The 15,245-nt window shown below is 47.5% G+C and carries 14 protein-coding genes; 10 read left to right on the forward strand and 4 right to left on the reverse strand.

Annotation, left to right across the window (positions count from 1 at the left end; all coding sequences use genetic code 11):
- Positions 1–98 precede the first annotated feature (98 nt).
- From MTBPR1_RS02520 to MTBPR1_RS02560, 9 genes are all read left to right on the forward strand, one after another.
- Complete coding sequence (locus MTBPR1_RS02520) at positions 99–776, forward strand: HAD-IA family hydrolase (RefSeq protein ID WP_069185949.1); 678 nt, start codon at positions 99–101, stop codon at positions 774–776.
- Between the two features lie 3 nt (positions 777–779).
- Positions 780–2,861, forward strand: a complete 2,082-nt coding sequence (locus MTBPR1_RS02525; protein ID WP_069185950.1) for an AsmA family protein — start codon at positions 780–782, stop codon at positions 2,859–2,861.
- 89 nt (positions 2,862–2,950) lie between these two features.
- Positions 2,951–3,664 carry an ATP12 family chaperone protein gene (locus MTBPR1_RS02530; RefSeq protein WP_126464957.1) on the forward strand — a complete coding sequence of 238 codons (714 nt, stop codon included), beginning with the start codon at positions 2,951–2,953 and terminating at the stop codon, positions 3,662–3,664.
- A 123-nt stretch (positions 3,665–3,787) separates the two neighbouring features.
- Positions 3,788–4,402, forward strand: a complete 615-nt coding sequence (locus MTBPR1_RS02535; RefSeq protein WP_126464959.1) for a hypothetical protein — start codon at positions 3,788–3,790, stop codon at positions 4,400–4,402.
- Positions 4,403–4,560: 158 nt separating this feature from the next.
- Positions 4,561–6,093, forward strand: a complete 1,533-nt coding sequence (locus MTBPR1_RS02540) for an acyl-CoA carboxylase subunit beta (protein ID WP_069185952.1) — start codon at positions 4,561–4,563, stop codon at positions 6,091–6,093.
- A gap of 53 nt (positions 6,094–6,146) precedes the next feature.
- Positions 6,147–8,147 (forward strand): acetyl-CoA carboxylase biotin carboxylase subunit, encoded by a 2,001-nt coding sequence (locus MTBPR1_RS02545; RefSeq protein ID WP_069185953.1) that lies wholly within the window; start codon positions 6,147–6,149, stop codon positions 8,145–8,147.
- A gap of 110 nt (positions 8,148–8,257) precedes the next feature.
- Positions 8,258–9,085: a type 2 periplasmic-binding domain-containing protein gene (locus MTBPR1_RS02550; protein WP_069185954.1), complete on the forward strand. Its 828-nt coding sequence runs from the start codon at positions 8,258–8,260 to the stop codon at positions 9,083–9,085.
- Between the two features lie 7 nt (positions 9,086–9,092).
- On the forward strand, positions 9,093–9,368 hold the full coding sequence (locus tag MTBPR1_RS02555) for an acylphosphatase (RefSeq protein ID WP_069186086.1): 276 nt from the start codon (positions 9,093–9,095) through the stop codon (positions 9,366–9,368).
- A gap of 96 nt (positions 9,369–9,464) precedes the next feature.
- Positions 9,465–10,073 (forward strand): hypothetical protein, encoded by a 609-nt coding sequence (locus MTBPR1_RS02560; protein WP_165602598.1) that lies wholly within the window; start codon positions 9,465–9,467, stop codon positions 10,071–10,073.
- Here MTBPR1_RS02560 and MTBPR1_RS02565 read toward each other — a convergent pair.
- Positions 10,070–11,098: an RluA family pseudouridine synthase gene (locus MTBPR1_RS02565; RefSeq protein ID WP_069185956.1), complete on the reverse strand. Its 1,029-nt coding sequence runs from the start codon at positions 11,096–11,098 to the stop codon at positions 10,070–10,072. The two genes, MTBPR1_RS02560 and MTBPR1_RS02565, sit on opposite strands and share 4 nt — an antisense overlap.
- Positions 11,099–11,113: 15 nt before the next feature.
- Positions 11,114–11,509 carry a fluoride efflux transporter CrcB gene (gene crcB, locus MTBPR1_RS02570; protein ID WP_069185957.1) on the reverse strand — a complete coding sequence of 132 codons (396 nt, stop codon included), beginning with the start codon at positions 11,507–11,509 and terminating at the stop codon, positions 11,114–11,116.
- A gap of 126 nt (positions 11,510–11,635) precedes the next feature.
- On the opposite strand from crcB, the gene MTBPR1_RS02575 reads away from it, so the two are divergent.
- The gene (locus tag MTBPR1_RS02575; protein ID WP_069185958.1) at positions 11,636–12,436 is read left to right on the forward strand and encodes an ion transporter; all 801 of its coding nucleotides are present in this window, start codon (positions 11,636–11,638) and stop codon (positions 12,434–12,436) included.
- Between the two features lie 7 nt (positions 12,437–12,443).
- Here MTBPR1_RS02575 and MTBPR1_RS02580 read toward each other — a convergent pair whose 3' ends face one another.
- Both MTBPR1_RS02580 and MTBPR1_RS02585 read right to left on the reverse strand, forming a co-directional pair.
- A complete protein-coding gene (locus MTBPR1_RS02580) occupies positions 12,444–13,733 on the reverse strand; it encodes a replication-associated recombination protein A (protein WP_069185959.1) in 1,290 nt (429 codons plus the stop codon).
- Positions 13,730–15,148 carry a DegQ family serine endoprotease gene (locus MTBPR1_RS02585; RefSeq protein ID WP_069185960.1) on the reverse strand — a complete coding sequence of 473 codons (1,419 nt, stop codon included), beginning with the start codon at positions 15,146–15,148 and terminating at the stop codon, positions 13,730–13,732. The genes MTBPR1_RS02580 and MTBPR1_RS02585 overlap by 4 nt, the downstream gene beginning before the upstream one ends.
- Between the last annotated feature and the right edge of the window lie 97 nt (positions 15,149–15,245).

Genomic DNA, 15,245 nt, shown 5'->3' on the forward strand with positions numbered 1-15,245 from the left:
TGAACATTAGGATTAATAAAATGATTGTGTCCTAATGCTTTTAGTGCAAGCTAAATATTGAAATAAATGAATATTTTTTAATGAAGGAGCCCCGTTGAGTGAGCAATAGCCCTTTGCAACTGGCGATTTTCGACTGTGACGGTACCCTTGTGGATAGTCAGCATTCGATTATCAATGCCATGGACCTGACCTGTTCGACCTATGGATTCGATAAAATATCGCGCGACTCCGTGCGCAGAGTCGTTGGTTTACCCCTTGAAATTGCTATGGAACAACTGTTTGAAGACCAAACACAATCCATGCATCACGAGATGGCAGAAACCTATCGCAGCCACTTTCGCGACATGCGCCTTGCAGGTGATGTGGAAGAACCACTCTTTGACGGCACAATAAAAGCATTAGATGACTTAGAGGCAGATGGCTGGCTTTTGGGTGTTGCAACAGGCAAGGCCATGCGCGGGCTTATCCCCACATTAGAGACACACGACCTGCAAAATAAGTTCGCCACTTTGCAAACCGCTTGTCGCGCCATGGGCAAGCCACATCCTGAAATGGTGGAAAAAGCGCTCAGCGAAACAGGGGTTGAGGCAAAAAATGCGGTTGTTATTGGCGATACGACTTACGATATTCATATGGCAGGCAATGCAAATGTTAAATCCATTGGCGTTTCATGGGGGTATCATGACGCCGAAGAACTAATGGATGCAGGGGCCGCTTGTATCATACATGACTACAGCGAACTAAAACAGGCAATCAACAAGGTAATGGAGAGTTAAACCATGGGACGTTTAAAACTAATCATCGGGGGCGTGGTCGTCCTATTCGTTGGCGTAATCATCGCCGGGGTTGCCATTTTGAAATCCACTGATTTCAACCAATATAAAGGAGAGATCACCAAACAGGCCAAAGCTGCAACCGGGCGTGATTTAATTATTGCAGGTGATCTTCAGCTTGATATCTCGCTCTCGCCTAAAGTTCGTGTTGATGGGGTCAGCCTGTCAAATGCCTCGTGGGGGTCGCGCGCTGAAATGGTCAAGCTGAAAAGCTTCGCTGCTGAAATGAAGCTCCTCCCCTTGCTGTTTGGGGATATTCACATTGTTGAACTTGCCCTGATTGAACCTGACATCCTGCTTGAAACCGATAAAAAGGGCCAAGGCAACTGGGTGATGGGCACAGCCAAAGAAGCTGAAAAGTCAGAAGAAGAATCCAGCGAGGGTGGCTCAGCCCCCCTGCCCGCAGTTAATTCAGTACGCATTGAAAAGGCACGTTTCACCTATAAAGACGGTGTAAAAGGTGAAGAAACTTCCATTGTTATCGATACTATGCAAGCCACTGCTAAAGACCTTGATGATCCGCTGAACCTGTTATTCAAAGGCTCCTTTAACAATCATGTGATTGAGCTGACAGGCCAGCTAGGTTCCCCTGAAGACCTGATGGAAGGTGAACCACTGGATATCAACCTCGCGCTTAAAGCGGCAGGCGCGACCTTTAACATTTCTGGTAAGGTGGCAGAACCTGCAAAAGGTAAAGGTCTCAACCTTGCCCTATCCGCCAAAAGTGACAACATTGCCCGCCTTGCAGAAATTGCAGGGGCAAAAGTCGGTAAAGTCGGCCCGTTTGAAATGGCAGCGACCCTTTCTGATGGGGATAAAAGCTATAAGCTGGGTGGACTAAACCTGAAGATCGGTTCAAGTGATATTTCTGGTGATGTGGTTGTTAATCTTGCCAACAAGACACCGCATATCAATGTGGACCTGTCTTCCAACCTGTTAAACGTTAAAGACGTCACACCTGCTTCTGAAGAAAAGGCGGCTGCGAAAACGCCAGCGGCTGCGGTTAAAAAAGAAGGTGGAAAACCAGCCAAGATTTTCCCATCTGATCCACTGGCACTTGACGGGCTGAAAGCTGTAAATGCCGATATTTCTTACAAAGCGAAAAAGCTTGTAGTTGCGGATTTTGCGCTGAACAATGTTTCAAAACTCATTAAGCTCAATGGCGGTAAGCTCAATGTGAAACCCGGCTTTAACATGGGTGGGGGTAGCTTTGGCGGCAGTGTTGACCTTGATGGGCGCAAACTGCCTGCTTCGCTTAAAATCAATCTCACAGGTAAAGACTTGGGCCTTGGGAACAGCTTAAAAGAAACAGGCGTTACCGACCTGATCCATGGTGGCGCGACGCAAGTTAAACTGAACCTATCGGCATCCGGTAAGTCTGTTGCAGGCCTGATGGCAAGCCTGAAGGGGAAAACACTGGTTAATGTGGGCGATGGTAAGATCAAATCCGATAAAGTGAATTTCTTGGGCGGTGATCTGGTTACAGGTGTTCTTGAAAAACTTATGCCAAGCGCCAACTCTGGTGAATTCACACCCTTTACCTGCATGGTGGTCAATCTTGATTTCAACAAGGGCGTTACCAAGTTTGAGCGCACAATTGCCGTTCAAACCAACGTGATGAATATCACCAGCTCCGGTCAGGTCAATCTGGCAAAAGAAACATTGGATGTAGGGGTAAAACCTGAACCACGCGGTGATACCGCCGATCTTGGCATTAATGCCGGTGGTTTAGCTGGCATGGTGCGCCTTACAGGGCCGCTTTCTTCACCCGGTGTTGGTGTTGATGCGGTTGGTGCAGCCAAAGCGGCCATGGGCATTGGTGCTGCCGTGGCAACAGGTGGGTTATCTTTACTAGTCAGTGGACTGACGGATAAAGCCATGTCTGATAGTGATCCTTGTGCAACGGCCTTGGGTAAAAAATCCACCGCTAAACCAGCCACAACAAGCAAATCCGCCCCACAAGAAAAACAACAAGCACCAGCAAATCCAGTTGGGGGCTTGCTCAAAATGTTTGGAAGCGGTAATTAAGGGGCAAATTTATTTGTCTCCCCCTCTTTGTCCTCAGCCATAGGCCACAACGATAAAGAGGGGGACCACCTTGATTAGGACTATTCATTATGGACTCCTCTGCTGCACTGAAACGCTTCTATAAAACTGTTGGCGTTGAACAAGATGGTGATGGCTATCGCGTTACATTGGATGGACGCCAGCTTAAAAGCCCGGCTAAACGGTCTTTCTTATTGCCGACAAAAGCCCTTGCAGATGAGTTGGCAAAAGAATGGGATGCTCAAGAAGAACATATCCAGCCCCTGACCATGCCCATGATGGCACTGGCTTCAACAGCTGTGGACCGCATTGGTCAATTGCGCGACGGGGTGATTGAACAGATTGCCAAATATGGCGAAACAGATTTGATCTGTTATTGGACGGATGATCCTGAAGATTTGGCAAAGCGTCAGGCCAAAGCTTGGACCCCTTACATTAAATGGGCCAAAGAAAAATATGATGCTGAGCTAACAACACAAACAGGCATTCTTCATATTGAACAGCCTGAAAGCTCCCTAAAAGCGCTCACAACTGCTGTTCATGCCTTTGATGATTGGGAACTGTCCGGCCTTTCAAGTGCGACCCATTCCACAGGTTCACTTATTCTCGCCCTTGCCCTTGCTGAAGGCCACATCAATGCCAAGCAGGCTTTTGAGGATTCTCAAGTTGATGAAACCTATCAGATTGAGCTTTGGGGTGAAGATTGGGAAGCCAAGGACCGCCGTGAAGTCATTCAACGAGACTTACAGGCCGTTGTTAACTGGCTCGCCTTGGTGCGTTCTTAATACATCAAATAAAAAACACAATCTTGACCTGTTTTGAGTTTCCTATAAGCTCGTCTTCGCACTTTACAAAGGATGCGGGCTAAAATGCTGCTGCTGATAAATATATGCTTGGGATTGTGCCTTTTGGGTGCCCTATCTCTTGTAGTTACAGGGCGAGGCTTTAACAAGGCTTTGGGTCAACGTGAATGGATTCTGTGTTTTATCTCCTTTTCACTAAGCCTTTCTTCGCTTTACCTGCGTCTTAATGATGCCTATTTAGCCTCTGTCTTATTTGGTCATTTCTTCCAGTTCGTCGGCTATTACCTGCTTGGTCTAGGGGCTTTGCGCTATCTTGGGCATGACTTTAAAGACCATTGGGTCATGGTTATTTTCCTTGTACTGCATTTAGGCTTAATGACCCTGTTGAGTGTAGAAGATAATTTCCTCAACGCCCGCTTGGCGGTTGTTGCGTTTGTGGCAGGTACCTTCAGCCTTGGCATTACGCTTTTCTTTCGCAATTTTTCAAAAAACAGAAATTTTGCTGAGACAGGCTTTATGTATTTATATGGATTCCATGCTGCATTTTCTTTTTGCAAGGGCATTCTCAACCTTGTCGACCATGACCGTGTGGGCCTGTTCTCACGCACATTCGTCTCTCAAGTGACATTTTATGAATATGTGATCCTTACAATAGGAATGATTATCTTCTTAAACGTGATGGTTCACCAACAAATCAAAACACAACACGTTGAAAAATAATACCTTTTCATACACCCTCTAAAATAAATCGGTAATTCGGTATTAGAGTGCGTATTTTTTCTGGCATGGGCTTTTCGATTATGGTATTCAATATGTCAGGAAGTCATCATTCTTCCAAATATATCTATGCCCAAATAGGGCTGAGGGGACATATTTAGATGCACGATATTATCCAGATGCTTGACGAGAAACGCGCAAAAGCCCGTCTTGGTGGCGGTCAAAAGCGTATCGACTCACAGCATAAGAAGGGCAAACTGACTGCCCGTGAAAGAATCGACCTTTTCTTGGACGAAGGCAGCTTCGAAGAGTGGGACATGTTCGTTGAACACCGTTGCACAGACTTCGGTATGGAACAAGACCACACACCGGGTGACGGTGTTGTAACTGGTTACGGTACTGTAAACGGTCGTCTTATTTTCGTATTCTCACAGGATTTCACAGTTTACGGTGGTTCACTTTCTGAAACACACGCTGAGAAAATCTGTAAAATCATGGATCAAGCCATGAAAGTTGGCGCACCATGTATCGGCTTGAACGATTCAGGTGGCGCACGTATTCAGGAAGGTATCGCTTCCTTGGGTGGTTATGCAGACGTTTTCCAACGCAATGTTGAAGCTTCTGGTGTGATCCCGCAGATTTCTATGATCATGGGCCCATGTGCGGGTGGTGCGGTTTACTCCCCTGCCATGACTGACTTTATCTTTATGGTAAAAGACAGCTCCTTCATGTTTGTAACTGGTCCTGACGTTGTTAAGACCGTTACGCACGAAGAAGTAACACAGGAAGAACTTGGTGGTGCGATCACGCATACAACAAAATCCGGTGTGGCTCACTTGGCCTTTGAAAATGATGTTGATGCGCTCTTGCAGCTGCGCGACTTCGTTGACTTCTTGCCAAGCAACAACAAAGAACAGCCTCCTGTTCGCCCAACAACGGACCCGGCTGACCGCGACGATTCATCCTTGGATACATTGATCCCGGATAATGCCAACAAGCCATACGACATGCTTGAGCTCATCAAGAAAGTAACCGACGAAGGTGACTTCTTTGAAATCATGCCAGAGTATGCCAAGAACATCCTCATCGGCTTTGGTCGCATGAATGGCCAGACTGTTGGTTTTGTTGCCAACCAGCCTATGGTTCTTGCCGGTTGTCTCGACATCGACAGCTCCATCAAAGCAGCACGTTTTGTTCGTTTCTGTGATGCGTTCAACATTCCACTGGTTACATTTGTTGACGTACCAGGCTTTATGCCGGGTACAGACCAAGAATATAACGGTATCATCACCCATGGTGCGAAACTGCTGTACGCTTTTGCTGAAGCAACAGTACCAAAAGTGACGATTATTACACGTAAGGCCTATGGTGGCGCTTATGACGTAATGAGCTCCAAGCACTTGCGCGGTGACGTTAACCTTGCATGGCCTTCTGCGGAAATCGCCGTGATGGGTGCCAAAGGTGCTGTGGAAATTATCTTCCGTCAAGATATTGGCGACGCTGATAAGATCCAAGAACGTACTGACGAATATGCACGTAACTTCGCCAACCCGTTCAAGGCTGGTGGTCGTGGCTTTATCGATGATGTGATCATGCCTCACGGTACACGTCGTCGTATCTGTCAATCTCTCGCAATGCTGAAAAACAAAGACCTGAAGAACCCAGAGCGTAAGCACGGTAACATCCCGCTTTAAGCTCTCGCTTCGATTTTTTGTTTTAACAGATAGTAGTATAAGGAAACGGACACATGTTCGATAAAATCCTGATTGCAAACCGCGGCGAGATTGCATGTCGCGTAATCAAATCAGCCCGTAAAATGGGTATCAAGACCGTTGCGGTTTATTCCGAAGCGGATAAAGAAGCACTGCACGTGGAAATGGCTGACGAAGCTGTTTGCATTGGCCCAGCTGCTTCTAACCAGTCTTATCTGGTTATGGAAAACATCATCAAGGCCATCAAAGACACGGGCGCCCAAGCGGTTCACCCGGGTTATGGTTTCCTTTCAGAAAACCCTGCCTTCTTTGATGCGCTCGCTGAAATCGGTGTGGAATTCATCGGTCCTGAAACTCTTGCGATTAAAGCAATGGGTGACAAGATCGAGTCTAAACTGCTTGCTCAAAAAGCTGGTGTAAGTACGGTTCCAGGTTACACTGAAGTCATCAAAGATACGGACCATGCGGTTGAAATCGCTGGTAAGATTGGCTACCCCGTCATGCTTAAAGCCTCTGCCGGTGGTGGTGGTAAAGGGATGCGCGTTGCCTATGACGAAGCAGAATGTCGTGATGGCTTTGAACGTGCAACTTCTGAAGCTGTATCTTCATTTGGTGATGACCGTGTTTTCATTGAGAAATTCATTGAAGAACCACGTCACATTGAAATCCAGATTTTGGCCGATACACATGGCAACACCCTTTACCTGAACGAGCGTGAATGTTCAATTCAGCGTCGTCACCAAAAGGTAATTGAGGAAGCGCCATCTCCATTCCTTACGCCTGAAACACGTAAGAATATGGGTGAAGAAGCCGTTGCTTTGGCAAAAGCGGTTAACTATCGTTCTGCTGGTACTGTGGAATTTATCGTTGATAAAGACCAAAACTTCTATTTCCTTGAGATGAACACTCGTCTGCAAGTAGAACACCCGGTAACTGAACTTATCACTGGTATTGACCTTGTTGAAGAAATGATCAAGGTTGCTGATGGTCAAGAACTATCCATCAAGCAAGATGACATCGGTATCAACGGTTGGTCTATGGAATCGCGTGTATATGCAGAAGACCCCTTCCGTGGCTTCTTGCCATCAACTGGTCGTCTGATCAAATACCGCCCACCTGTTGAAAGCGATACTGTTCGCGTTGACACTGGTGTGTATGAAGGTGGCGAAATCTCCATGTTCTATGACCCGATGATCGCTAAATTGATCACATGGGGTAAAGACCGTGCAGAATGTACTGAAAATATGAAACGCGCCTTGGATGAATATTACATCCGTGGCGTTGGTCATAACATCAGCTTCCTAAACGCTGTTATGTCTAAACAACGTTTCATCGACGGTACAATGACAACCAACTTCATTGCGGAAGAATATCCTGATGGCTTTGATGCCTCCATGGTACCGCAAAAAGACCCGAAAAACCTCGTGGCTGTTGCCTGCTTCATGAAGCGTATGGAAGCAGAACGCGAAGTCATGATTTCCGGTCAAATGGAAGGTGGCTACGGCCGTCAATTGAACGACGAATGGGTTGTTCAATATAATGACGAGAAGTTCGAAGCAACAGTCACACCAAACCCAACAGATGGCTATGACGTTGATATCTCTGGTACAATGCTTCACATCCGTTCTGAATGGACATTTGGTGAGCCTCTGTTCTTTGCAGATATCAATGGCACAGAAATCTGTGTTCAGATTGATGCATTGCCTGTGGGTTACAGCCTGTTCCATGCAGGTGCACAAGCAACTGTTAAGGTACTGACAAAACGTCAGGCTGAGCTCAACGACTTGATGCCGTATAAAGCACCGCCAGACATGTCTGCATTCTTGCTCTCACCAATGCCGGGTCTACTGCTTTCTGTTGCAGTTGAAGAAGGTCAGGAAGTGAAAGCCGGTGAAGAACTTTGTGTGATTGAAGCCATGAAAATGGAAAACATCATGCGCGCCGAGAAAGACGTGATCATTAAGAAAATTCACGCTTCTGCTGGCGGGTCTCTTTCTGTTGATGAGAAAATCATCGAATTTGAAAGCGACGATTAAGGCAAGCTTTAACAGGGCCGATTAAAGAAGAGCGGGTATTTTGCCCGCTCTTTTTTTGTGCATTCATCATACTTCGTGATAAGGTTGCGCTCCAAGGAGAGAAAGACAACATGCCCTACCTCAGTGCGTTTATTATCTTTATCATGTGTTGCATCTGGCAAACCACCAGTGCTATTGCTGCCAATGAAAAGCCTGATGTACTGTTTTTCGGTTATGAAGATATTGAAAACCCTCCTTATTATCTGGGAACGGGGCAAACGATCCCCCAAGATAACCCCGGCTTAACCATTGAGTTGCTGCAACAAACAGCCAAACGCCTGAACACTCCCGTTCATTTTAAACGTATGCCTTGGAAACGGGGCTTGCTCAATTTGCAAAACAACCGTCTTAACGGCCTGTTTGATGCAAGCTATAAAAAAGAACGCGCCGCCTTTTCCCATTACCCGCTGAGCATAAAAGGCCTACCTGACCCAACTCGCGCCCTCATGGTGCAGCGCTATATGCTCTATATCAAAAAAGGCCAGCAGCTCTTTGATTGGGATGGTAAAAGCTTGCGCTTTAAATCTTCGCTTAAAACAATCGGCATTAAAACAGGCTATTCTATTGGCAGCGATCTTAAAAAATTAGGGGCTTTGGTTGAAGAGGCCAGCAATTCAGAAAAAAACATCACCAAGCTTATTGTCGAGCGCCTTACATCCTATGCGGACTTAGAAGGCATGGTTGATCAATATCTGGCCCAAACCCCACATCACCGCCAACAGGTTGAAAAGATTGAGCCCCCTATTAAAACCAAACCCTATTACCTGATTTTCAGTCAAGAGTTCTATCGCCAATACCCTGACTTTGCAGAAAGTTTCTGGGATGAAATTGCCCGCTTTAAACTCTCCCCTGCTTATGCAGCTCTTGAAGAAAAATACCAAAATGCAGGATCAAACTGATATGGCGATTAAAACCGTTCACCTTTCCATTAAAGGCAAAGTCCAAGGCGTGTGGTATCGCGCATGGACCCGCGAAACCGCCTTGGAACTCAACCTGAATGGCTGGGTAAGAAACCGCTCTGATAGGTCTGTTGAAGCCCTTGTGAGTGGAGAACAAGACTTGGTTGCCCAACTGATTGAAAAATGCTGGTCCGGCCCAAAAGCGGCGCGCGTTGACAATATAATCATCACAGATACAGATGAAGAGGCCCCTGCTGGCTTTAGGCAAGAACCCACTCTGTAAAAAAATTGATTTTTTTCGTAAGGTTTTCAGGACTTCATACGTGTAATTAATGAGCCGCCTTTTTCGCAGTCATTTTTCCTCTCCTTAAAGGAGCCTATGATGTCTATTTCATCCATTGCCCCACCCTCGCCGCAAAGCTATCTCATTAGCGAGCTTCAAGACAATGGCCTTTCAAGTGAGCAGGCTAAAAACACGGCTTCTGAAATCGGCTCAATTGTCGAAAGTTCTCAAGGCCAATCACCTATTGCTGTGCGCGAGTCTATCAATGCAGAAATTGCTTCTGATGTGGCAAGTGGTGAGCTTACTCAAGAAGAAGCAGATATTATTACAGCCTCATTAGATGAGCTGGAAGAGCAAGCTCAATCAGCTCCTCCCCCTCCTCCACCCTCAGGCGGTGCGAGCAAAGGCAGTAGCGGTGGCGGCGCAGGCGGTGGCGAAAGCTCAAGCTCCAGCACAGAAGTCGTCGATGTGGAAACATCTACAACAGAGAGCGGCTGGACGACCAAAACAACCACTTACAGCGATGATACAGAGACCACAACAGTCACCTATGATGCCTCCAAGGATAAAACCAAGACAGAGCCAAGCGAGACAAGCTCACTTGGTGCAATCCAAAGCCTGCTCAAAGAAAATGATGCAACAGACGCCACCCTTAATTATGTCACTGATCTGATGAGCAAGGGGCGTTTAAACGTCTTTGCTTAATCGTGGTTCTTGTAAGTCGCGGTCACTTTTTTGGATAGATCAAACAGCTCGTCTGCTTCTTCCATACCCGTATCAAAATCAAAGAAATCCCACGAGCGGATCATATGTTCAGGCAGTGGTGCTGTCACATCAATCACCCCAACACCATCAGGGGACGGGATTTGAATGCGACGTGCATGTAAGTGCATTTTCTTACTCACACCGTCGCCAGTCAGATACGCATCCTGCCCACCATATTTACCATCACCTTGAATAGGTGTTTTCAAATAAGCACAATGCACACGCAGCTGATGTGTGCGTCCGGTTAAAGGCTCAAGCGCCACCCATGCCGCCACATTACCGGTACTTTCAATGGTGCGATACATGGTGCGGGCATCTTTACCCTCATCGGCATCAATCACCATACGCTCACCATGGTGGCTGTGATATTTCGCAATAGGTTGAAAGACTTTACCATCACGCGGATTAGGCACCTTAACCGTAAGCGCCCAATAAAGTTTGCGCGCATCTTTGGTCTTAAAGGATTTGGTTAATTGAGCCGCCACATTGGCAGAACGCGCGAGCACCAACACACCGGATGTATCTTTATCAAGACGGTGGCACAGGCGCGGCTTATCCGCACGCTCATATTTAAGGGCGTGGAGAAGCCCATCAAGATGGCGCTTAATGCCCGTGCCGCCTTGGGTCGGCAAGCCTGCTGGTTTGTTAATGACAATCACATCGTCATCGCGATAAAGCACCCATGAGCGAATTTCATCAATTTCCTGCTCACTTAAATGCACATCTTCCTTTTTCTCAATCGGGCGCAAGCCCCCCTCATCCCCAAATGGCGGGACGCGCACGACTTGGCCTTTGGTAATGCGTTGCTTGGATTTTGCCCGTTTACCATCAAGACGGATCTGGCCTTTGCGCAACAGTTTTTCCAAACGTCCATAAGACAGTTCGGGATAATGGCGCTTAAACCAACGGTCCAGACGAATATCGTCATCATCGGCAGAAACGGTGACTTGCTTAACACCTGACATAGGCTTGATCCAATCTTAATGCAGAAGAGCTTTGAGCGTTTGCATGCCCATATAGAGTGCTAGAACCGACAATGCAACAGATAACCCCATATAAAGCGCCACATGGCCCCATGCCCCGCGCGTTGCCATGGTAACAACATCTAAGGAGAATGTAGAAAATGTGGTAAAGGCCCCCAGCATCCCAACCACCAGCATGGCGCGAATTTCAGGACTAGGCGACCAGGCAAGGGCTGAAAGCTCAATTAACGCGCCAAGGATAAAGGAGCCAAGGATATTAACCACCATGGTCCCATAAGGAAAGTTCGAGCCCGCCCCATGCGCCCAATGGCCCACCATGGAAACAACAGCAAAACGCCCAACAGCGCCAATTGCGCCACCTAAAGCAACATAAAGAACTGTTGTAACCGACATTTTTCGAAACGCCCTTTGACCCTTAACTTCAATTTGCCTGAGTGTACCCCAATCAACACCTTGATTGAAAGCCCAATGCAGATTATTTTGTGCATCGCAAGAACAACCTTTTTACAGGATTTGAAAATGGATAACCGCACGCGTATCGCAAACTGGATTGAAAGCCGCAACATTCAATTCTTCATTACTGGCGTGATTATCATAAATGCCATCACCTTGGGTATGGAAACATCACCTGCTGTCATGGAGCAAATGGGTGGTTTCCTCCATCTGCTTGATAAAGTGGCCTTGAGCATTTTCGTTATTGAAATCCTGCTTAAACTCTATGGCCGTGGCTTTGGCTTTTTTAAAGATGGCTGGAACCTGTTTGATTTCATCGTTGTTGCCATTGCCATTATTCCGGCTTCCGGCCCGCTGGCTGTCTTGCGCTCATTTCGTATTTTGCGTGTCTTGCGCCTTATGTCCATGGTGCCGCAAATGCGCTCGGTTATTCAGGCGCTCATCACCGCCATTCCGGGGATGTTTTCCATCATTGGTCTCATCACCCTGATCTTTTATGTCTCAGCTGTCCTGAGCACTAATTTCTATGCTGCGACCTTTAATGAGTGGTTTGGTGATATTGGCGCTTCCATGTATACCCTATTTCAGGTGATGACGCTTGAAAGCTGGTCCATGGGCATTGTGCGCCCCATCATGGATGTACACCCTGAAGCCTGGATGTTCTTTGTACCCTTTATTCTGGTGACCAGCTTTGCCGTCATCAACCTGTTCATTGGTGTGATCGTGGATGCCATGCAAGGCCAACATCAGGCTGAAGCCAAAGAAATTGAAGAAACCGTGCATGAAGACACTCAAAGCCTCAGAGAGGAAATTGCAGGTTTACGCGGTGAGATTGGGGAGCTAAAAGAGTTGCTGAAAAACAAATAAGTTACGCTTAGCTCTTTTCTTTTCTCATCTTATTCCAATAGGCTTGACGCTTGGAAAGTTCGCGCTCAAACCCTTTATCTTTGGGCTGATAAAACTCCATGCGCGAAAGCCCATCGGGGAAATAATCCTGACCGGAAAAACCACCCTCTGCATCATGGTCATATTGATAGCCTTTGCCGTATCCGATCTCTTTCATCATCTTGGTTGGCGCGTTCAGGATATGTTTGGGCGGCATGAGTGAGCCAGTCTTTTTAGCCGCAGCCCGTGCCTGTTTATAGGCCGTATAGGCCGCATTGGATTTAGGGGCCGTACCCAAATAGATCAGCGCTTGTGCCAAGGCAAGTTCCCCTTCAGGGCTGCCCAAACGCTCGTAGGTTTCCCATGCCTGTAAGGCTTGTGTCATGGCATTGGGGTCTGCCAGACCAATATCTTCCACGGCAAAGCGCAACATGCGACGGGCGATATATTTCGGGTCTTCCCCGCCATCTAACATGCGCGAAAACCAATATAGTGCCGCATCCGTATCGGAGCCGCGCAAGGATTTATGCAAAGCCGAGATCAGGTTGTAATGACCTTCTTGGGATTTATCATAAATCGGCATGCGTTTTTGCACGACTTGGGAAAGACCAGCCATATCTAGCATGGTCTCAGCCGGGAGCTCATAAACTGCTTCAACCATATTAAGCAGATATCGCCCATCTCCATCTGCCATGGCACGCAGGCTGCTGCGCGCCTCAATATCCATGGAAAGGCTGCGTTTCTTTTCCGCCTCTGCACGCTGCAAAAGCCCTTCTAAAGCCTCATCAGATAAACGGTTCAGCACCATCACTCGACAGCGCGACATCAAGGCGGCATTAAGTTCAAAAGAGGGATTTTCCGTTGTTGCTCCAACTAAAATAACCGTGCCATCTTCCACATAGGGTAAAAAGCCATCTTGTTGGGCACGGTTAAAACGGTGAATCTCATCAATAAATAAAAGCGTGCCCTGCCCGCCTTCGCGTCTGGCCTTGGCTTCTTTAAAAACTTTTTTTAAATCAGCCACACCGGAAAAGATCGCTGAAAGCGGCTCGAAATAGAGATCGGTCTTATCAGCTAATAAACGCGCGACAGTCGTCTTACCACAGCCCGGCGGCCCCCATAAGACCATAGAAGTCAAACGCCCCCCGTTATAGACCATACGCCCAATGGGGCCCTCTTCTGCTAAAAGATGATCCTGCCCGATCACCTCTTCAAGGCAGGTCGGGCGCAAACTATCAGCGAGCGGCCTTGGGGCCTGATCTTCGAATAAGGAACTCATCCGCGAAACTTCAACTCTCTGCGTTTGCCTTTGCGGATAATGCCGATGAGCCAATCCCCTTTGCGACCATCAAAACGTTTTAAAACCCATTTCAGGTCTTTTACGGTTTTGACCTCAATCCCATTAATCCCGGTAATGCGATCGCCTAGTTTAAAGCCAAGACGATTAACCGTACTCCCGCGCACCATCTTTAAAATCGCCACGCCACTTTGCATAGTATCCCAACCGATCTCGTCATTAAGGGCCGGTGACATATTGACCACGACCGCCCCGTCAAAAGGATGATGACCTTTAAGACGTGATTTATCACGCTTGGGTGTTTCTGGTGCGGGAAGGGCTTCAAACGTTAAAGTTTTGCGCTCCCCACGGCGCAGAATTTCAAATTTCGCCGTCTCACCAAGGGACAATGTTGCCAGCCTAAAGCGTAAAGCTTGGGGCTCATCAACCACATGGTCATCAATTTTTAAAATGATATCACCGCGCTTTAGACCAGCTTCATCAGCAGGACCACGCGGATAAACCTCATCAATCAACACCCCTGTTGGGCGCGCAAGATTAAAAGACGAAGCCAAATCTTGCGTCATAGGCTGGCCCGTTGCGCCAAGCCAGGGGCGCACGACTTTACCTGTTTCACTAACCCCTGATAGGACCGAGCGCACCATGTTGACCGGAATGGCAAAACCAATCCCGTTTGAGCCCCCACCTTTAGAATAAATTGCAGAGTTCACGCCAATAAGTCGCCCATTCATATCCACAAGCGCCCCACCGGAGTTGCCCGGGTTAATAGCCGCATCGGTCTGGATGAAAAAGCTATAATCCGTAATGCCCACTTGTGTGCGCGCAAGGGCTGAGACAATTCCACTGGTCACAGTTTGACCCACCCCAAAGGGGTTGCCAATCGCAAGGACCAGATCACCGACCTCAAGCCCATCGGAGTTGCCAAGTGGCAATGTTGGCAAGAGAGCCCCTTCGGTATTGACCTGAAGGATGGCAAGGTCAGTGCGTTTGTCTGAGCCAACAAGCTTGGCTTCAAATTCACGACGGTCATTAAGCACGACTTTGATATCGTCTGCACCTTCAATCACATGATGATTAGTAATCACCACGCCATTGGCTTCAACGATTACACCCGAGCCAAGGGAGTTTTGCACCTTTTTCTTGCGCCCACCGCCTTGGGGGACACCGCGAAAAGCATCGCCAAAGAAACGACGAAAGAACGGATCATTAAACAAAGGTGAGGTTGAACGCGTGCGCACCGTTTTTGAGGTATAGATGTTCACCACAGCAGGCGCTGCTGACTTAACAAGCGGCGCATAAGAAAGCTGCGCCTCATAGCGCGAGCTTGGAACCTTTTTTATCTCAGCTTGGGCAAATGAGCTGAGAAACAAACATATAATGAAAGCTCTAAAAAACATATTCCAATCCCGTCATGCTGGACTTGATCCAGTATCCATAGACTTACTTCAGTCTGGCATCTAGCCTACGCCAGAAGGACGCAGTCAGTGGGGTATA

Origin of the sequence: Candidatus Terasakiella magnetica (assembly GCF_900093605.1) — a bacterium.
GTDB classification, from domain to species: Bacteria; Pseudomonadota; Alphaproteobacteria; order Rhodospirillales; family Terasakiellaceae; genus Terasakiella; species Terasakiella magnetica.

Bases quoted from the DNA above. Each gene is read 5' to 3' on its own strand.
- MTBPR1_RS02540 (WP_069185952.1), top strand. From the start codon at position 4,561: ATGCACGATATTATCCAGATGCTTGACGAGAAACGCGCAAAAGCCCGT.
- MTBPR1_RS02565 (WP_069185956.1), bottom strand. From the start codon at position 11,098: ATGTCAGGTGTTAAGCAAGTCACCGTTTCTGCCGATGATGACGATATT.
- MTBPR1_RS02545 (WP_069185953.1), top strand. From the start codon at position 6,147: ATGTTCGATAAAATCCTGATTGCAAACCGCGGCGAGATTGCATGTCGC.
- MTBPR1_RS02550 (WP_069185954.1), top strand. From the start codon at position 8,258: ATGCCCTACCTCAGTGCGTTTATTATCTTTATCATGTGTTGCATCTGG.
- MTBPR1_RS02580 (WP_069185959.1), bottom strand. From the start codon at position 13,733: ATGAGTTCCTTATTCGAAGATCAGGCCCCAAGGCCGCTCGCTGATAGT.
- MTBPR1_RS02575 (WP_069185958.1), top strand. From the start codon at position 11,636: ATGGATAACCGCACGCGTATCGCAAACTGGATTGAAAGCCGCAACATT.
- MTBPR1_RS02530 (WP_126464957.1), top strand. From the start codon at position 2,951: ATGGACTCCTCTGCTGCACTGAAACGCTTCTATAAAACTGTTGGCGTT.
- crcB (WP_069185957.1), bottom strand. From the start codon at position 11,509: ATGTCGGTTACAACAGTTCTTTATGTTGCTTTAGGTGGCGCAATTGGC.
- MTBPR1_RS02525 (WP_069185950.1), top strand. From the start codon at position 780: ATGGGACGTTTAAAACTAATCATCGGGGGCGTGGTCGTCCTATTCGTT.
- MTBPR1_RS02560 (WP_165602598.1), top strand. From the start codon at position 9,465: ATGATGTCTATTTCATCCATTGCCCCACCCTCGCCGCAAAGCTATCTC.
- MTBPR1_RS02585 (WP_069185960.1), bottom strand. From the start codon at position 15,148: ATGTTTTTTAGAGCTTTCATTATATGTTTGTTTCTCAGCTCATTTGCC.